The sequence below is a fragment of the Streptomyces sp. UH6 genome (assembly GCF_013421635.1).
GTDB lineage: Bacteria > Actinomycetota > Actinomycetes > Streptomycetales > Streptomycetaceae > Streptomyces > Streptomyces abyssomicinicus.
This window is the reverse complement of the sequence record NZ_JACADT010000030.1, coordinates 1-18,459: the sequence shown is the minus strand read 5'-3', so window position 1 is coordinate 18,459 and position 18,459 is coordinate 1. Positions and strand designations below refer to the sequence as shown.

The window sequence follows — 18,459 nt, the reverse complement described above, 5'->3', positions numbered from 1 at the left end:
GACCCCGGCGCGGCGCGGCGCACCGTCCGGCACCGACCACGGCCGCAGCTCGGTCGCCAGCCGCAACGGGCCGCCGTCCAGCGGCAGTTCCGGGTTGGGCCGGGTCAGGTGCGGCGTCGGCACGAGGGTGCGGTGACGCAGCATGAGCACCGTCTTGATGAGGCCGGCCATGCCGGCGCACGAGTCGGTGTGCCCGATGTTCGGCTTCACCGAGCCGACCGCGCAGAACCCGGTGCGCCGGGTCCCCTCGCCGAACACCCGTCCCAGTGCCTCGAATTCCACCGGATCACCGAGCCGGGTGCCGGTGCCGTGCGCCTCCACGTACGAGACCGTCTCCGCCGGCACACCCGCCCGGCGCAGGGCCTGCCGCACCACTCCCGCCTGCCCCGCGACTCCGGGGGCGGTGAAACCGACCTTCCCCGCGCCGTCGTTGTTGACCGCGGAACCCAGGATCACCGCGTGGACGGTGTCGCCGTCGGCCAGCGCGCGGTCGAGCCGCTTGAGCAGCACCACGGCCACGCCGTTGCCGCCCACGGTGCCGTCGGCCTCGGCGTCGAAGGCGCGGCAGCGGCCGGTGGGCGACAGGATCGAGCCGGGGTGGCTGCGGTAGCCGGTCTCCTGCGGCAGGTGCACCGCGGCGGCGCCCGCGAGCGCCAGATCCGCCTCGCCGCCGAGCAGTGCCTGGACCGCGAGGTGTACGGCGACCAGCGACGTGGAACAGGCGGTCTGCACGCCGATGGCCGGTCCGGTGAGCCCGAGACGGTAGGCGACGCGCGTGGCGAGGAAGTCGGGCTGCCGCCCGATGGACGCCTGCATGCCGAGGGCGGGGTCCGTCCCGCCGCACGACCCGTGCGCGGCACCGTTCGCGGGCGGCTGCTGGTGGTCGTACAGGTTCATGCCGGAGCCCGCGAACACGCCGATGTGCGTGTCCGGCCGGGCTGCCGCGTAGCCGCCCTGCTCCAGCGCCTCGTGGCAGACCTCCAGGAACAGGCGGTGCGCCGGGTGGGTGAGTTGGGTCTCCTTGGGGCTCATCCCGAAGAAGTCCGCGTCGAACTCCTCGACCCCGTCGAGGATTCCGGCGGCGGGCACCAGGCCGGGGGCGCCGCGCTGTTCCGGGGTGAGGCCCGCCGCCGCGAGTTCCTCCTCACCGAACACCCGGACGCTGTCCACGCCGTCGCGCAGGTTGGCCCAGAACCGCTCCGGGGTGTCCGCACCGGGGAGGCGGAGCGCCAGCCCGACGACGGCGACCCGCCGGTCCTCACCACCCGGCGCGGCGGCCCCCGGCGCGGGAAGCTCCGGCACGGCGGTGTCCGGGACCGCGGTGTCCGACAGGTGCGCGGCGAGGGAGCTGACGGTGGGGTGCTCGAAGAACGCGGTGTGGGCGATGGGTGTGCCGAGCCGTTCCTCCAGCCGGGTCCGCAGGCGGACCAGGAGCACGGAGGTCAGACCGGTCTCGTAGAACGGCGCGTCGACGTCCACCGCGTGGCCCAGCACAGCGGCGAGTTCCTCCCGCACCGCCTCCGTCACCGCTTCCGTCACCGCCTCGGCAGCCGCCGCCGTGACCGCCTCGGCAGCCGCCTCCGTGACCGTCGCGGTCGCCTCCTCCGCCACCGCGTCCGGGTACGCCCGCACGGCCGGCTCCGACGCGTCCGGCACGCCGGGGCCGGCGCTCGTGAAGCGGTCGCGCAGTTCCGCGCGGCGCACCTTCCCCGCCGGCGTCCTCGGGAACTCCTCCACCGGCACGGCCACGACGTGGGCGGCGGTGAGCCTGAGCCGCGTGAAGAGCGCGGCCCTCACCTCGCGTGCGATGCGCGCGTCCTCCACGGGGCCGCGGCTGACGAGGAACAGGGCCAGCTCCTCGGTGCCCCGGTCCGGGCACGGGATGCCGCAGGCGGCCACCTCCCCCTGCCGGACGCCCGCGACGGCGGTGGCCGCCTCCTCGACCTCGTGGCAGTAGACGTTGTGGCCGTTGAGGATGATCAGATCCTTCCGCCGGCCGGTGATGACGACCTGCTCGCCGTCGAGGAACGCCAGGTCGCCGGTGTCCAGCCAGTCCGGTCCGTCGGGGAAGGCCGCCGCGTCGGCTTCCGGGTTCTCCACGTAACCGGGGGTGAGGCGGGCGGGCGAGTGGACCTGGAGCCGGCCGACCCGGCCGGGTGGCATCAGGCCGCCGCCGTCGTCGACGATCCGCAGGGTCACACCGTGGGCGGGGGAGCCGGAGGCCACGAAGGTGACGCGGTCCTCCTCCGGGGTCCGCTCGTCGGCCCGCGTCAGTTCGCCGCCGAGGCTGCTCTTGCGCAGGCGGTGCACGGTGCCGGGCCGGTCGAGCCGGCCGTAGGTGACCGCCGTGACCGTCTCGGCCATGCCCCACGCGGGGACGATGTGTTCCTCCCGGACGCCGTACCGGGCCGTGGCGTCGAGGAAGCGGCGCAGCACCGGCAGCGCGATCCGCTCGCCCCCGCAGAGCAGGGTCCTCAGGCCGCTCAGGTCCCACCGCCCTTCCTCCCGCCGCTCGGCGAGCGCGTCGGCGACGAGCTGGTAGGCGAAGGTCGGCGCCCAGCCGTGGTGTGCCCGGTGCCGGTCGAGGAGGTCGAGCCAGCGCAGGGGGTCGCCCAGAACCAGGTCGGTCGGCGCGTGGACGTTGGTGCAGCCGGTGAAGACCGGGAGCACGTGGTGGAGGAGGAACGCCCCGCTGTGGTCGAGCGGCAGCCAGTTCACCGTGGTGTCGTCCGGACGCACGTCCAGGATCCGCCGGGTGCTCGCCGCGAAGTCCGCGAGGCCCGCGTGGGTCAGCCGTGCCGCCTTCGGCACGCCGGTGCTGCCGGAGGAGAGCATCAGCAGGGCGGTCTCCGACGGGTCCGGGTCGACGAAGCCGTCCGCGGGCGGCGCGTCCGCGTGGTCGTGCACGACTCCCACGCGCAGGCCGGGGGCGGCCTGGGCCAGCGCCGCGACGCCGACCGCGTCGCTCAGCACCAGGGGGCGGTCCAGCAACCGGTCGACGTGCAGCAGGCGTTCGAGGGCCGGGGAGCCGGGCAGCGGGGGCTCGGCGACGGCCACCGGCCGGGCGCCGCCCAGCACGCACGCCCAGAACGCGGGGAAGAACTCCGCCGGCGGCAGTCCGCACAGCACCACCGCGTCACCCGGGCGGACCCCCCGCTCGCGCAGCCCGGTGAGTAACCGGCGTGCTGCGTCCAGCAGTTCGGGGTACGACCGGGAGGTCGTCGTGCCGTCCGCGGCGACGGTCAGGACGGCCCCGCCCGAACCGGACCGCGCGGCCCGCAGCAGCGCCTGCACCGCGTCCCGTGGATCACTCTCGGTGCGATCCGGCTCGGGACCCCGGCAGACCGCTTGCCCCGGTACGCGTTCCATGCGAGTCCTCTCCCTCTGCGTCTCCTCCGGCCGCGGTCGGCCGCGAACCGGTCGCACCATGCCTTCTGACGGTGGCGCCCAGCAGCACCAGCGCCGCGCATACCGCCACACCGTGGAAGACGGCCACGACGGCCAGGGCGGGCAACGCCTCCAGGGCCGCCGCGGCGGCCACCATGCCCAGCGCGAACCCCGACTGCTCCGCCACCGCGGACATGCCGAACAGCCGCCCCCGCTCCCGGTCGGGCACCGCCTGCAACCGCGAGGTGTAGACGATCTCGGTCCAGCCGTCCGCGAACCCGGCCGCCGCGGCCGCCGCCACCAGCGCGAGCGCGGGCAGGCCGAGGAAGGCCGCCACGAACGAGAGCGACATCGCGCAGGTCCCGAGGGCGAACGACCGTTCCCCCCACGTCCCTTCGCCCTGCCGGCGCCTGAGCGCCAGGTGGGCGAGGACGGTGCCCACCGCCCATGCCGTCCAGAACTGGGTCATGACCACCGCGGGCTCGGCCGGACGCGTGGCGTGCGCCACCACGGGGAGCGCGACGTTGTGGGAGGAGGACGCCAGGGCGTCGATCCCTCGCAGCAGGACCATGCCGAGCAGCAGGAGCGGCACGCCCGCCACCACGCCCTTCAGCCGTCCGCCGTCCGCCCCGCCGCGCGGCGAAGCGGCCTCCCGCCCGGCGACGGGCCCCTCGGACGGCTGCTCGGAGTCGGTGGACGGTCGCTCGGAGTCGGTGGACGGTCGCAGCACCAGCAGCGCCGCGGCGGACACCACGAAGCTGAGGCCGTTGAGCGCGAACGCGAGCGCGTACCCGCCGTAGCCGATCACCGGGGCCGCGGAGGCGAATCCGAGGACCGTGCCCAGGGACCGTCCCGTCACCAGCACCCCGTTGGCCCGGGTCCGGCTCTCCTCGCCGACCATGACCGGAATCGCGCTGCGCAGGGAGACGGTGAAGAACGTGTTCCCCGCCCCCAGCACCACGACCGCCCCCGCGAGCAGCCACAGCGGTGTGTCCTCGGCCCACAGGGCCATGACGCCCATGACGAGGCCCTGGGCGGCATCGGCGCCGATCATCACCGTCCGGCGAGTGGCGCGCGTCGAGAGCGCCCCGGCGAGCAGCCCCGCCGCGAAGCCGGACACCAGCCGTAACGCCGCGACGGCGCCGACCCCGAACGCCGTGCCGGTGACCTCGTAGGAGAAGAGGCTCAGCGCGATCAGGTTCAGATAGTTGCCGTAGGCGGACGCCGCGTACGCGGCCGCGACCGCCCGGAAGCGGCGGTTCACACCTCTCACCACGCCCCCCGCCGGTCGACCGAGCACCCAGTGTCACGATGGCGCCCGATCGTAGCCAGCACGGACCACCGGCGTTCCGCTTGCGGAACGGCCCTCTCCGCCTGCCCTTCGGCGTGCCCGGTATGCGTCTTCCGGCGGTCCGGCGCGCTCACCAGCGGCTTGTTCCGCACCGGCACCGGGCGGGCGTCCGCGGGGCGCCCACCGGGTCAGGTCCGCCGGCCTCGCCTCTCGTGCCGTTCTCCCGCAGCCCTCAAGGGTTTGCCCACCGTCCCTCGGCCCGCCGCCCCCGCGGCCACGGCCGCGCTCACCCCGCCCCTCCACGGCATGTACGTTCGTACACTCCACAAGGTACGCTCGTACGCATGCCCACGGACTACTTCGCGGACGACCCGCGCACCCATCTCGAGCGCATGGAGGCGGGCGACCTCTACATCGCCGACGACCCCGAGATCGCCCGGCGGCAGCAGCGGGCCGTCGGCCTGGCCGCCCGTTACCAGGCCGCCTACGCCGAGGACGCCGCCGCGGCGCAGCCGGTCCTGGCCGAGCTGCTGGGCGCGCTCGGCGAGGAGGCGCACGTCCGCCCGCCGCTGTACGTCGACTACGGCTCCAACATCGCCATCGGTGCCCGGACCTTCGTCAACTACAACCTCACCGCCCTGGACGTCGCCGCCATCACCATCGGCGAGGACTGCCAGATCGGCCCGAACGTCCAGCTGCTCACCCCCACCCACCCGGTGGAGCCGCAGCCCCGCCGGGACAAGCTGGAGGCCGCGAAGCCGATCACCATCGGCGACAACGTCTGGCTCGGCGGCGGAGTGATCGTCTGCCCGGGCGTGAGCATCGGCGACGACTCCGTCATCGGCGCCGGCTCGGTCGTGACCAAGGACGTCCCCGCCGGTGTCGTCGCCGTCGGCAACCCCGCCCGCGTGGTGCGGAGCCTGTAGGTCCACCGCCATGGCCACCGGACACGCCGACCCGCAACGCCGCACGCGCATCCTCGACGCGGCCCTCGACCTCATCGCGGACGAGGGCATCGCGCGGGTCTCCCACCGGAGGATCGCCGCCCGCGCGGGCGTCCCGCTGGGCTCGATGACCTACCACTTCGACGGGATGGACGAGCTGCTGCGCGAGGCGTTCGGCCGCTTCACGCACCACATCGCCGCCGTCTTCGACGCCCACCTCGGCACCGCGGCCGACCCCGCCCGGGCCCGGGAGGCCGTGGCCGACCTCATCCACACCCTGTCCGAGGGAAGCCGGCGGGACCTCGTCCTCACCCAGGAGCTGTACACCCTCGCCGCCCGCCGTCCCGCCTACCGGGAACTCACCCAGGCGTGGATGGCCCGCAGCCGCGTCCACCTGGAGAAGCACTTCGACCCGGACACCGCCCGCCAGCTCGACGCCCTGATCGAGGGCCTGACGCTCCACCGTGCCCTGGCCACCGAACCCCACGGCCGCGCCCTCACGCTGGAGGCGATCACCCGCATCACCGGCACCGGCCGGCCCGGCGCCTGAGTCGTCCGCGCCCGTCCGGTCCCGGGTCAGAAGCGGAAGACGTAGTTGCTGGCGGTGGAGGCCACGCAGTCGCTCGAGTACGTCCTGGTGAAGTCGACCGGTTGCAGGCGCCAGGTACCGGTCACGGTGACGGTGACGGGCATCCAGACGGGCGGGCAGGCGATGCCCGTGGCGTGCGGGAGCTTGTCGAACTGCCCCGCGACGGCGGCGAGTTTCGTGCAGGCGTCCTCGGCCGTGGGGTGGCTCCCCCCGGTCGGCTCGCACAGGAGGGTGACCTGTTCGACGGCGGGGCCGCTCCAGCTCGTGCCGGTCTTGGTGATGACGAGGTTCGTCGGCGACGCGGCGTCGGCCGAGGCCCCGGACGGCACGGCGGCCGGGGCGGCCGCCACCGGGAGGACGGACGCGGCGGTCGCCGCGAGCACCGCGGCCAGGAGAACTCCGAGTCTCTTCTTCATGTTCCTCCGCTCACTCCTCCGGACGTTCCCCCAACATCGCGCAGGGGACGTCACCCGACAAGGTGGCACATCGGCCACCTTGCACCGCCTGCTAACCTGTCTCTCTTCGGGCGCCGTTGGGGCCCGGAGTCCCCAAGGTGAGCGCCGATGACGCCTGTCGAACCGCCCGTCGTGTGGAGCTTGCCCCCCGCGGACGCCCGAGCGGGATGGCGGGCCCTGTGGTGGAGCGTCGGACCGGGCCACGAACTCGGGGTGATGCTGGTCCAGGAGCGGAACCTGCGCCGTTCCCCGCATGCCAGGGGATGGGCCGGATGGTACGTGGCGGCTCCGTGCGACGGCGTACTGGTCGTGGTCTCGGACGGAGTGGAACACCGCACCCCCGTGACCGGCATCGGCGCGGGGACCCAGCACCTGGCCATGCTCTCGTGGTCACGCTTCCTGCTGGCGTCAGGCCGGGCGCACCGGGACCGGAACGGCGACTGGGAGCGGAACGCGGTCGTGTACTCCCCCGGCGGATACCCGATGAGTCACCTCTGCATAGGTGACGACATCGACTACATCGTCACCGACCGCGACGGCGGGATCTGGACCTCGCACGGTGACGAGGGCATCTACGGGGACCACCCCGCGAGCTGTGAGGGCCTGGCCCGCTGGGACACCGACGGTACCCACACCTGGAGCCCTCGGCGGCTCCCCGTACCGCCCCTCGGCGGAAGCGCGGGCGCCACCGAGGCAACCGTGGTCTGGCTGGCCTGGTACAGCCACGAGGGGGCCTTCCTGTCCCGGGTCGATCCCGCCACCGGCGACGCCATCAGCTACCGCAACCCTCTGAGAGGCACCGACGGCATCGCCGTCCGCGGCACCCGGATGCTCCTCACCCACCGGTTCCACAACCGTCCCGACGTTCCGCTGAGCCGCGCGGAGTTCGCCGACGGCGCCTGGGTGATCACCGCCCAGGAGGAGCTGCGCCTGCCGGAGCCGGCGGGCATGCGCTGCGTCCAGGGCCGTGACGGTGTCCTCTGGCTCCGCGGCGGCGACACCTGGACGCGGGTCGACGTCTGAGCCACCACGGCTCGACCGCCCGGCCCCCGCCGGGCGATGTGTCCGGAGGGCCTACTGTGCGCCCATGGAACGGAATCAGCTGTTGGACGCGACGATCGCGGCCTGCCGGAACCTCATAGAGACCCGCTTCCCCGACGACCCCTCACGGGGCGCGGCCGCGGTACTGCTGGACGACGGGACGATCCTCACGGGCACGAGTCCCGACTACACGAACTCCAGTGTCGAGCTGTGCCACGAGGCCGAGCCTTACTGCGCCGCCTTCCGGCTGGACCGCGCCGTGGTCGCCTCCCTCTGTCTGCACCGGACCGAGGAGGGACGCTTCCTCGTGCTGAGCCCTTGCGGGGTCTGCCGGGAGCGTCTGGCCGGCCACGGCCCCGACGTCCTGGTCGCGGTCCCCGGTCCCTCGGACCCCACCACCGTGCGGTGGGTGACCTTGCGGGAGGCGTTGCCCCACTACTGGGCGTCGATCTTCCCCGAGGACACCCCGGGGTGGGCCTCGTAGGCGGCCGGCAGCGCGCCTTGTCCGCCGCGGCCAGGGTCCCCTCACCCGTCCTCAACGCGGCGCGATCCGGGGCCGGGGCGCCCGACGGAGCGCCGTCCTGCAGACTCGGCAGACGGCCTTGGGCACGGTGGGGACCGTGAGGGCGTCGACCAGGTCCGTCGCGGCCTGCGCGACGGTGTACTCCTCGGCCGACGCCTCGAACCGCGACGACCCCGTGACGACCTTCAGCGCCTCGCCCGCGTCGGCGGACACCGCACCGCCACCGCCACCGCCACCGCCACCGCCACCGCCACCGCCACCGCACAACCATGTCCCCGCGACGGCCTCGTAGCCCTCCGGAACCCCGTCCTCGTCCGCGTCCCCCGCACCCGGTGGCCCCGAGCACCAACGAGCCGGCCACGGCCTCGGCGCGGCGAGGAGTCCCCTGCCCACCGGCCCACGACTGATCACCACCCGTCCCTCCCTCGACGTCGACGTCCTCGACCTGGCGGGGCCGACCGGTCCGCCTGCGGGGATGTTCGTGCCGCCTTCTGTCATGTACAAAAGCTCCATGCTGCAAGGGGAGACGAGAACCGCCGGGGAGTCCCGCACCGGCAACGGAGCCGGACCGGTCTACTGGTTCACGGCCGCGCTCGCGGGGACGCTCGTCCGGGCCGTCGCACGGCGCGACTGGCGGGGCCGCCACCACCTGCCGGCGTCCGGCGGCTACATCACGGCGGTCAACCACACCTCGTACGCGGACCCGTTCTCCTACGGCCTGTTCCAGTACCACAGCGGCCGTCCCGCCCGGTTCCTGGGCAAGGCGCCGCTGTTCTCGGTGCCCGTGCTGGGGGCGGCGCTGCGCAGCATGGGCCACATACCCGTGCGCCGGCGCACCTCCCGTGCCTCGGACGCGCTGGTGCACGCCAAGGAGGCGCTGGCCCGGGGCTGCTGCGTGGCCGTCTACCCGGAGGGCACCTTCACCGACGACCCCGAACTGTGGCCGTCCCGGGCCAAGACGGGCGTGGCCCGGCTGGCGCTGGAGACGGGGGCACCGGTCATCCCGGTCGCCCAGTGGAACGCGCACGAGCTCATCCCCGCGGCCGGCAGTGTGGTGCGCCGCTCCCGGCCCTGGTACCGGCGGACCGTGCTGAGGGTGACGGCCGGCCCGCCCGTGGACCTCTCCGACCTGCGAGGCCTGGAGATCACGGCACCGGTCCTCGAGGAGGCCGGGCTGCGGATCATGGACGCGATCACCACGCTCCTGGAAGAACTCCGCGAGGAACCCCGCCCCGCCCGCAAGTCCCGCCCCACCCAAGAAGCCGGCCCGGACCCACGCGAGGACCGCCGGGCGGGCGCGGCCTGACGGCGTTCCGCGTCGGCGTCCTCCCGCCGGCCGGTCCGTCAAGCCACGGGGAACCGCAGGCAGGCGACCGGGTGTTCCCGCCCTGTCGCCGGATGCGGCAAAGAGGTCCGAGGACGCCCCGGAACGAACGGCCGCACCGTGCGCTCCTACAGGAAGACGCCCCCGCCGAGCCTGCCCTGACGCCTCCTCAGCCGGGGCCCCGCACCGCCGCGAGGCACTGGTCGTAGAGGTCGGCCAGGTCGAGTCGTCCGTCGTGCCCGACCCACAGCTCGGTCGCCGTGTCCGCGCAGGCGAAGACCGTCGCGATGATCGCCTTGGCGCGCGGGTCGGGAGCCGGACCGTCGGCGGCGCCCAGCCGCGCCTGGACGACCGGGATGAGCGCGGCCTGCCAGCGCAGGCGCTTCTCGATGTAGCGGGCGTGCAGCGAGGGGGTGTCGAAGATGAGACGGGAAAGTTCCAGCGCCCGCTCGGCGGTGTGGTTGGCGGTCAGCAGGACCTCGAAGCCGGCGCGCAGGGCGTCCCAGGCGGACATCTCGGCCGGCTGCTGCTCGACCGTCCGCTTCAGCAGCTCGCCCAGGGCGTCCTGATCCCCGCAGACCAGGTCCTCCTTGGTGCCGAAATAGCGGAACAGGGAACGCTGCGAGATCCCCGCCTCCCGGGCGATCTGCGCGATCGTCGTCTGCTCGTAGCCCTGCTCGGCGAACAGCCGAACCGCCGTGTCCAGGATCGCCTGGGCGGCCACCTGGCGCGAGCGGTCCCACAAAGTCGTCATGAACATCAGGCTATCGCCTCTGGACAGGAGCCGCCTACTTGGCATTAACTGCCAAGTAGGCAGCGACTGAAAGAAGGCCACCATGACAGCCGTCGACTATCACGGACAGACCACACTGATCACCGGCGCCAGCGCCGGCCTCGGCGCCGAGTTCGCCCGTCGGCTCGCCGCCCGCGGCTCCGACCTGGTACTGGTCGCCCGCCGCAGGGAACGCCTGGAGGAGCTGGCCGCCGAGCTGCGCGCACACCACCGCGTCCAGGCCCACGTCGTGGACATGGACCTGACCACGGACGCCCCTGGACAGGCGCTGGCCGCACAGGTGCAGCGGCTCGGACTGCGCGTCACCAGCCTGATCAACAACGCCGGGTTCGCCACCTTCGGCCCGTTCCACCAAGCGGATCCGGAACGGCTGCGCCAGGAGATCGCCGTCGACGTGACCGCCGTGGCCGACATCAGCCGCGCGTTCATCGAGCAACTGCGCGAAGGGGGGCGCGGCGTGCTGGTCAACGTGGCGAGCATGGCCGCCTACCAGCCCAACCCGCGCATGGCGCTCTACGGGGCGACCAAGGCGTTCGTACTGAGCCTCACCGAGGCCCTGTGGGAGGAGTCACGGGGCACCGGCCTGCGGGTGCTCGCCCTGTCCCCCGGCGCCACCCGGACCGAGTTCTTCGACGTCGTCGGCACCATGCGGGCCGCCGGAGGGAGCAAGCTCGCCTCGCCCGCCGACGTCGTCAGCACCGCACTCGCCGCCCTGGACCGCAGGAACCCGCCCCCCAGCGTCATCGCGGGACGCATGAACCAGGTGGCCGCCGCCCTCACCCGACGCCTGGCCACCCGACGCCAGGTCATCCGGGTCATCAGCCGGCTCACCGCCGAGGGGAGATGACGACGGGCAGGGGGACGCGACGCGGACCGGCTCGCCCGGCCGGGCACGGCACCACACCTCGAAAGCCGGCCCGGAACGGAGAACCCGCGGGTCAGGCGTTGCCTGGGATTGCTTCCCACGCGCGACGTACCGCTGGCCTCCGAGCCACCTCGTTGGTCGCGGATCGATGACAGAGAGTGCTCCCGGCATGTACACCGCTCGGCCGCGCGAGCCCCGTGGCGCGGCCACTCCGTCCGGCCGACCCGACGCCGCACCCTCGCCCCGCTGCCGCCGCTCCGATGTGAAAACGGGTCAGGGCACCAGGGCGTCGAGGTCGACGTCCATGGGGAAAGGGACGGAGACCTTCAGCCGACCGCGATGGATACCCGTCGGCACGTACGTGCTGGTCATGGCGTCGAGCTCGTAGGTGTGAACGGTCGGCGCCCCCGCCTCGTCCTCGACACGCCAGAAGTGCGCGATCCCCGCCTGGGCGTACTTGAACGGCTTCAGCGACCGGTCACGGTCCGCGGACTCCTCCGAAACGACCTCGACCACCAACGTGACCTCTTCGGGCGCGTACCAGGTCCGGTCGGGGTCATAGGCGGCTGTGGACACCAGGATGTCCGGCTCCGGGCGGCTCTTGCGGTCGAGACGGACGGTCATCTCCCGCTCCGTCTCGAAGCCCGCCGGAGCCTCGTGCCGCAGCGTGAACGTCATGTTCTCCACCAGCCTGGCATGCCAGGACCGCTGCGGCGACATCATGAAGATCAGCGCTCCGTCAATGAGTTCCGTATGCCGGGGAGCCTGCGGAAGATGGTCGAGATCATCAGCCTCCCAGCCGCTGGGCCTCGGCGGGATCATCCAATCGGGCAACTCCGCGGTCACGGCTTCCTCCAGACGCCTTCGGCAGACAGTCACAGGGCCCCACCCGGGAAGCGCACAGGGGCCACACAACTGGCATCAGCGTAGTCGACAACTGCCTGCGGATCGTGCGATGCGCCAACGCGCCAATGGCCCTGGGGTGCAGCCTAAGAGAGCCTTTTCAGCCGCAGGCACGGGCCGCCTCATGCTCGTTGAGTTTCGACACCCCAAGCCCGTGCCTCCTTTGTTCGCACCGTCGCATGTCAGGCGAACTTGTAATCCATTCAGTTCCTGCACATTCGCCGGTCAACGCCGTTCAAATGACTCAAGTATGCAGGCGATTCACACGACTTGGCGCCGAGAGCAACCGCAACCCTTCCGGAATTACCTACCTTCGGACCCACCTCGGCAATCATTCAGTCGGAAATAGACGAACGCCATCCCTCGCCAGGCCATCTGGACTGACAAAGGTAATCTCCCGGAGCGACGCAAGCACGTACTCAACATCACTCGCAGAGACATCCGAGGACCCGAAAGGCGCCGGCACGAAGGCGTGGACCCGCCGCTGGAAGCCGGTCCTGAACGCCTTCGACATCGCGTTCGACGGCCGGCTCACCACCGGCATGACCAACAACTGAAATCAACCAACGGAGTTACACCGTTCCGTGGACACACCCCCTGGCGGGTGACAGCTTCCGCACCAGAGCCGCCCGCCCTCCAGCCCGGCCGTCATTTCGAACGTCAGATGAGCGTCAAGATGAGCGGCAAGTCGGGCCGCGGCAGCTCTCGCACGAGTCTCGGCAGTGGAGAACAACAGGTGGGGCGGGCACCACCCCGCACCACCTGCTGTGCACAGCAGAGCACGTCAAGAACCAATCCGGAACAGGGAAACCGCAGGTCAGACGCCTGCCTTCGCCGGCTCCAGAATCGCCACGCACTCCACGTGGTGGGTCATCGGGAACAGGTCGAACACCCGCAGCGTCCGCACCCGGTAGCCGCCGTCGCGGAAGTAGGCGATGTCGCGGGCGAGGGCGGCCGGGTCGCAGGCGACGTAGGCGATGCGGCGGGCGCCGAGGGAGGCGAGGTGGCTGACGGTCTTGCGGCCGGCGCCGGCACGGGGCGGGTCGAGGACGATCAGGTCGACCTCGGTGATGCCGGTGCGCGGCAGCACCGCCTCGACCTTGCCCTGCTCGATGCGGACGCGGTCGAAGCCGTCCAGGTTGTGGCGGGCGTCCTCCACCGCGCGCTTGCCGGACTCGATGCCCAGCACCGCGCCCTCGTCGCCGAGGCGGTCGGCGAGCGCGCCGGCGAACAGGCCGACACCGCAGTACAGGTCGAGGGCGGTCTCGCCCTTGCGCGGCAGCAGACCCTGCATCACCGCGGTGACCAGGGTGTCCGCGGCCTTCGGGTGGACCTGCCAGAAACCGCCGCTGCCGACCCGGTAGGTCCGGCCGTCGGCCCGCTCGCGGACGAAGGGGCGGCCGTGCACCCGGTGCACGCCGCCGTCCTTCTCGCCGACCCGCATCACCGAGACGGGCCGGTCCAGTTCGACGATCGGCAGCCGTGCGCCCTCACGCGGGGTGAGGATGACCTGGCGGTCCTGGGAGCCGGTGGCGGCGATGGCCTCCACGCTCTCCATGCCGGACCACTCACGCCGCTCGATGCCCAGCTCGCTGACGCCCTCGGCGGCGATCATGCAGTGGTCGATCACCTGCACCTCGTGCGACCGGTGCTTGCGCAGACCGGCCTGCCCGGTGCCCGGGTCGACGGCGTACTGGACGCGGGTCCGCCAGGACGGGACCTGGCCGGCCGGCACCTTGTCGCCCTCGGCGGGCATCACGGTGCCGTCCCAGCCGGCCTCCTCCGGGGTGAGCCCGGCCAGCCGCTGGAGCTGCTCGGCGACGACCTCGCCCTTGAGCCGCCGCTGCGCGCCCGGCTTGGCGTGCTGCCAGTCGCAGCCGCCGCATTTGCCGGGGCCCGCGAACGGGCAGGGCGCCTCGACGCGGTCCTTGGACGCCTCGATGATGTGCACGGCGTCGGCGCGCAGGAACCGCGCGCCCTCCTCGCCCTCGGTCACCCGGGCCACGACCCGCTCACCGGGCAGCGTGTGCCGGACGAAGAGGACCTGGCCCTCGTCGGTGCGGGCGATGCAGTGCCCACCGTGGGCGACGGGGCCGATCTCGACCTCGTACTCCTCCCCCACCAGCGACTTCTTCTCCTGTGCCTGCATGGCGGGGTGACTCCACAACCTCGGTGACGAATCGGGCGTGCGCACCCGTGGCGCGCGTCCGGACAACAGCCGACCAGTCTACGCGCTCGGCGGGACGCGCCGCTCCGGCCTGCGGCGCCGACGCGGGGCCGCCGGAGGAGGCGGACGGAGACCGGCCGCCGCCGCGACGGACGGGGACCCGCCACCGCCCGATCAGGAGGAACCCTCCGCCGCCCGACCAGGAGGAACCGGCCGTGGTCAGCCGGTGCCGCCCTCCTCCGGTCCGCCCTTGTCCTGCCGCTCGCCGTTGCGGGACGGCACGGCCGGACCGCGCCGCACCGAACCCGGCGCGTTCCAGTCCGCGCGCCGGCGCGCCCGGAGCCGGGCCGCCTCCGAGGACTCCAGCTGGTACGGGACCGAGGTGACCATCACACCGGGCTGGAAGAGCAGCCTGCCCTTGAGCCGCAGCGCGCTCTGGTTGTGCAGCAGCTGCTCGTACCAGTGGCCGACCACGTACTCGGGGATGTAGACGGAGACCATGTCCCGGGGCGACTCCCGGCGCAGGTTCTTGACGTACTCGACGACCGGCCGGGTGACCTCGCGGTAGGGCGAGTCCAGGACCTTCAGCGGGACGCCGATCCGGCGCCGGTCCCATTCGGCCCGCAGCTCCCTCGTCTCCGCCGGGTCGACGTTGACGGTGAGCGCCTCCAGGGTGTCGGAGCGCATCATCCTGGCGTAGCTCAGCGCCCGCAGGGCCGGCTTGTGGACCTTGGAGACCAGGACGACGGAGTGCACCCGGGAGGGCCGGCGGCTCTCGTCGCCGGGCTCCTCGGGCGCCGCGATCTCGTCGGCGACCCGGTCGTAGTGGCGCCGGATCGCCGTCATCGTGCCGTAGAAGATCACCATCCCCAGCAGGGCCACCCACGCGCCGTGGGTGAACTTGGTGAGCAGCACCACGACCAGCACCAGCCCGGTGAAGGTGGCGCCGAAGGCGTTGATGGCGCGCGAGCGGTGCATCCGCCGGCGGGTGGCCTGGTCCCGCTCCGTCGCCAGGTGACGGTTCCAGTGCCGGACCATGCCGATCTGGCTGATGGTGAAGGAGACGAACACGCCGACGATGTAGAGCTGGATCAGCCGCGTGGAGTCCGCGTCGTAGACGACGACCAGCAGGGCGGCCGCGCCGGCCAGCAGCACGATGCCGTTGGAGAAGGCGAGCCGGTCGCCGCGGGTGTGCAGCTGGCGGGGCAGGTAGCGGTCCTGGGCCAGGATCGAGCCGAGCACCGGGAAGCCGTTGTAGGCCGTGTTGGCGGCGAGGAAGAGGACCAGGGCGGTGGCCCCGGCCAGGATCAGGAACGGGAACGTGTTGTGCCCGAAGACGGCCTCGGCGACCTGCGAGATCACCGGGTGCTGGACGTAGTCCGCGCCCACCGGCTGCCCGTCCTTCAGCAGCTCGTGGGCGGGCGACTCGGCCATCTTGACGCCGGTCGCCATGGCGAGGCCGATGATGCCGCAGAACATGGTGACGGCGATCACGCCCATCAGCAGCAGCGTGGTCGCCGCGTTGCGGGACTTCGGCTTGCGGAACGCGGGCACGCCGTTGGAGATCGCCTCCACGCCGGTCAGCGCGGCACAGCCGGAGGAGAAGGCCCGCAGCAGCAGGAAGACCAGGGCGAAACCGGCGATCCCCCCGTGCTCGGCGTGGATCTCGAAGTCGGCGGTGGGGGCCTTCAGGTCGTCACCGAGGAAGATCCCGCGGAAGGCGCCCCAGAGGATCATGACGAAGACGCCCGTGACGAAGACGTAGGTCGGGATGGCGAAGAGCTTGCCCGACTCCTTCACGCCGCGCAGGTTCATCAGGGTGAGCAGCACGATCACCCCGACGGCGCAGGCGACCTTGTGCTCGACCACGAACGGCACGGCCGAGCCCAGGTTCTCGATGCCGGAGGCGATGGAGACCGCCACCGTCAGCACGTAGTCCACCAGCAGGGCGCTGGCGACCGCCTTGCCGGCCCGGCGGCCGAGGTTGGTGGTGGCCACCTCGTAGTCACCGCCCCCGCTGGGGTAGGCGTGGACGTTCTGCCGGTAGGAGGCGACGACCGTGAACATCAGCACCACGACCGCGGCGGCGATCCAGGGGCTGAACCGGTACGCCGACACGCCCGCGATCGACAGGACCAACAGCACCTCTCCGGGGGCGTAGGCCACGGAGGAGAGGGGGTCGGAGGCGAAGACGGGCAGGGCGACCCTCTTGGGCAGAAGGGTTTCCCCCAGCCGGTCGCTGCGGAGTGCGCGCCCGATAAGGATGCGTTTGGGCACGTCGGTCAGTTTGGACACGACAGAGGATCGTAGGCGGGCCCGGGGGGAGGTCCCAGCCAGGGACATCAGGAACGCGTTAAGGGAGTGAAAACATCACCAACCCTTTACCCGGCGGGTGCGGGGGGTGGTTTGCTCCCGACGCTGCGTGTGTACCTTGGGCGGCTGTCTGAGACCCTGTTCCTGCCGACCGGTGCCACCGGTCGGCCGTGACAACTCGGCCAGCGCAGTGCAGTAGCGACAATCGGAACACCGGAAGGACGGTCGTGCACATCGTCATCATGGGCTGCGGACGCGTAGGCGCCGCGCTCGCCCAGACCTTGGAGCAGCAGGGGCACACGGTCGCCGTGATCGACCGCGACCCCACCGCCTTCCGCCGGCTGGGTTCCGGTTTCGGAGGCCGCCGGGTCACCGGCGTGGGGTTCGACCAGGACACCCTGCGTGAGGCCGGGATCGAGGAGGCGGGCGCCTTCGCCGCCGTCTCCAGCGGCGACAACTCCAACATCATCGCCGCCCGGGTGGCCCGCGAGATGTTCGGCATCGAGCACGTCGCCGCGCGCATCTACGACCCCCGGCGGGCGGAGGTGTACCAGCGTCTGGGCATCCCGACGGTGGCGACGGTCCGCTGGACGGCCGACCAGATGCTGCGCCGTCTGCTGCCGTCGGGCGCCGAGCCGCTGTGGCGCGATCCGACCGGCGGCGTCCAGCTGGCCGAGGTGCACACCTCCCCGGCGTGGATCGGTCACCGGATCAGCAGGCTGCAGGACGAGACGGGCGTGCGCGTGGCGTTCCTCACGCGGTTCGGCGAGGCGATGATCCCGTCGTCGCAGACCGTCCTCCAGGACGGCGACCTGGTCCACGTCATGATGCGGACCGAGGACGTGGCCGAGATCGAGGCCGCGTTCGCCAAGGGTCCGGAAGAGGAGGCGGGGCACTGATGAGGGTCGCCATTGCCGGAGCCGGCGCCGTCGGCCGTTCGATCGCGGGCGAGCTGCTGGAGAACGGCCACGAGGTTCTGCTGATCGACAAGGCGCCGACCGCCATCTCGGTGGAACGGGTGCCGCGCGCCGAGTGGCTGCTCGCCGACGCCTGCGAGATCACCTCGCTGGACGAGGCGGCGCTCCAGCGCTGCAACGTGGTCATCGCCGCGACCGGCGACGACAAGGTCAACCTGGTGGTCTCGCTGCTGGCGAAGACCGAGTACGGGGTACCGCGGGTCGTCGCGCGGGTCAACAACCCGAAGAACGAGTGGCTCTTCAACGAGGCGTGGGGCGTGGACGTCGCCGTCTCGACGCCGCGTCTGATGTCGGCCCTGGTGGAGGAGGCGGTGAGCGTCGGCGACCTGGTGCGCCTGCTGCGGTTCAGCCACGGCGACGCCAACCTGGTCGAGCTGACCCTGCCCCCGGAGTCGGCGCTGGCCGGCACGCGGGTGGGGGACGTGGCGTGGCCGCAGGACACCTCGCTGGTCACCATCATCCGCGGCTCGCGGGTGCTGGCCCCCTCTCCGGAGGACTCGCTGGAGGCGGGCGACGAGCTCCTGTTCGTGGCCGCGCAGGACCGCGAGGAGCAGCTGGAGAGCCTGCTCTCGGTCCGCAACGGCGCCTGACACGCCGAAGCGGCCGGGCCACGACACCCCACCCAGGGTGTCGTGAAACCCGGCCGCTCCACCGTTCTCCGGCTCCCGACGCGCCAACCTTCGACGGTCCCCGGGCCCGGAGGTTTCCCACCGGTCCACCGGGCCGCCGGCTCTTCGGCTCAGCGCCAACCTGGCCTGCCTGGCCTACGAGGGCTTCGCCTGTCCGCCGGGCTTCACCGGTCCGCCGACTCGTCGGCCCGCCGCCGACCCCGGCTTCTCTGACTCGACCGGACCGCCGGTCCCCGGGCTGCGCCGCACCCCGGCCCG

The 18,459-nt window shown here is 72.5% G+C and carries 16 protein-coding genes; 8 read left to right on the top strand and 8 right to left on the bottom strand.

Translation table 11 applies throughout. The features are described 5' to 3' along the window. A partial coding sequence (locus tag HW445_RS04340; RefSeq protein WP_180219702.1) for a beta-ketoacyl synthase N-terminal-like domain-containing protein occupies window positions 1-3,369 on the bottom strand: 3,369 nt, incomplete at its 3' end. Beyond that, a complete protein-coding gene (locus HW445_RS04335; protein ID WP_180219701.1) occupies window positions 3,308-4,651 on the bottom strand; it encodes an MFS transporter in 1,344 nt (447 codons plus the stop codon). The genes HW445_RS04335 and HW445_RS04340, both read right to left, overlap by 62 nt. A gap of 371 nt (window positions 4,652-5,022) precedes the next feature. Between HW445_RS04335 and HW445_RS04330 the strand changes: the two genes are divergently transcribed. Next, complete coding sequence (locus HW445_RS04330) at window positions 5,023-5,604, top strand: sugar O-acetyltransferase (protein ID WP_180219700.1); 582 nt, start codon at window positions 5,023-5,025, stop codon at window positions 5,602-5,604. 10 nt (window positions 5,605-5,614) lie between these two features. Beyond that, window positions 5,615-6,172: a TetR/AcrR family transcriptional regulator gene (locus tag HW445_RS04325; protein WP_180219699.1), complete on the top strand. Its 558-nt coding sequence runs from the start codon at window positions 5,615-5,617 to the stop codon at window positions 6,170-6,172. 26 nt (window positions 6,173-6,198) lie between these two features. On the opposite strand, the gene HW445_RS04320 is transcribed toward HW445_RS04325, so the two are convergent. Then, on the bottom strand, window positions 6,199-6,627 hold the full coding sequence (locus HW445_RS04320; protein ID WP_180219698.1) for an SSI family serine proteinase inhibitor: 429 nt from the start codon (window positions 6,625-6,627) through the stop codon (window positions 6,199-6,201). 147 nt (window positions 6,628-6,774) lie between these two features. Here HW445_RS04320 and HW445_RS04315 point away from each other — a divergent pair, with 147 nt between their 5' ends. Continuing rightward, entirely contained in the window at window positions 6,775-7,689 is a 915-nt protein-coding gene (locus HW445_RS04315; RefSeq protein ID WP_180219697.1) for a hypothetical protein, read from the top strand. A gap of 64 nt (window positions 7,690-7,753) precedes the next feature. Beyond that, window positions 7,754-8,191 carry a cytidine deaminase gene (locus HW445_RS04310; protein ID WP_180219696.1) on the top strand — a complete coding sequence of 146 codons (438 nt, stop codon included), beginning with the start codon at window positions 7,754-7,756 and terminating at the stop codon, window positions 8,189-8,191. Between the two features lie 51 nt (window positions 8,192-8,242). On the opposite strand, the gene HW445_RS04305 is transcribed toward HW445_RS04310, so the two are convergent. Then, window positions 8,243-8,443 carry a hypothetical protein gene (locus HW445_RS04305; RefSeq protein ID WP_180219695.1) on the bottom strand — a complete coding sequence of 67 codons (201 nt, stop codon included), beginning with the start codon at window positions 8,441-8,443 and terminating at the stop codon, window positions 8,243-8,245. A 298-nt stretch (window positions 8,444-8,741) separates the two neighbouring features. Between HW445_RS04305 and HW445_RS04300 the strand changes: the two genes are divergently transcribed. Next, the gene (locus HW445_RS04300) at window positions 8,742-9,536 is read left to right on the top strand and encodes a 1-acyl-sn-glycerol-3-phosphate acyltransferase (protein WP_180219694.1); all 795 of its coding nucleotides are present in this window, start codon (window positions 8,742-8,744) and stop codon (window positions 9,534-9,536) included. 187 nt (window positions 9,537-9,723) lie between these two features. On the opposite strand, the gene HW445_RS04295 is transcribed toward HW445_RS04300, so the two are convergent. After that, window positions 9,724-10,308 carry a TetR/AcrR family transcriptional regulator gene (locus HW445_RS04295; RefSeq protein WP_180219693.1) on the bottom strand — a complete coding sequence of 195 codons (585 nt, stop codon included), beginning with the start codon at window positions 10,306-10,308 and terminating at the stop codon, window positions 9,724-9,726. A gap of 82 nt (window positions 10,309-10,390) precedes the next feature. Between HW445_RS04295 and HW445_RS04290 the strand changes: the two genes are divergently transcribed. Continuing rightward, window positions 10,391-11,194, top strand: coding sequence for an SDR family oxidoreductase (locus HW445_RS04290; RefSeq protein ID WP_180219692.1), 804 nt, complete (start codon window positions 10,391-10,393; stop codon window positions 11,192-11,194). A gap of 291 nt (window positions 11,195-11,485) precedes the next feature. On the opposite strand, the gene HW445_RS04285 is transcribed toward HW445_RS04290, so the two are convergent. The 3 genes from HW445_RS04285 to HW445_RS04275 all read right to left on the bottom strand — a co-directional run bounded on the left by HW445_RS04285 (window position 11,486) and on the right by HW445_RS04275 (window position 16,577). Beyond that, window positions 11,486-12,034 (bottom strand): Uma2 family endonuclease, encoded by a 549-nt coding sequence (locus HW445_RS04285; RefSeq protein WP_218956551.1) that lies wholly within the window; start codon window positions 12,032-12,034, stop codon window positions 11,486-11,488. 898 nt (window positions 12,035-12,932) lie between these two features. Then, the gene (locus HW445_RS04280) at window positions 12,933-14,264 is read right to left on the bottom strand and encodes a class I SAM-dependent RNA methyltransferase (protein WP_180219690.1); all 1,332 of its coding nucleotides are present in this window, start codon (window positions 14,262-14,264) and stop codon (window positions 12,933-12,935) included. A 237-nt stretch (window positions 14,265-14,501) separates the two neighbouring features. Further along, window positions 14,502-16,577, bottom strand: a complete 2,076-nt coding sequence (locus tag HW445_RS04275) for an APC family permease (RefSeq protein WP_180219689.1) — start codon at window positions 16,575-16,577, stop codon at window positions 14,502-14,504. A 245-nt stretch (window positions 16,578-16,822) separates the two neighbouring features. Between HW445_RS04275 and HW445_RS04270 the strand changes: the two genes are divergently transcribed. After that, a complete protein-coding gene (locus HW445_RS04270; RefSeq protein ID WP_151775318.1) occupies window positions 16,823-17,494 on the top strand; it encodes a TrkA family potassium uptake protein in 672 nt (223 codons plus the stop codon). Beyond that, on the top strand, window positions 17,494-18,162 hold the full coding sequence (locus HW445_RS04265; protein ID WP_151775317.1) for a TrkA family potassium uptake protein: 669 nt from the start codon (window positions 17,494-17,496) through the stop codon (window positions 18,160-18,162). The genes HW445_RS04270 and HW445_RS04265 overlap by 1 nt, the downstream gene beginning before the upstream one ends. The last annotated feature ends 297 nt before the right edge of the window (window positions 18,163-18,459 follow it).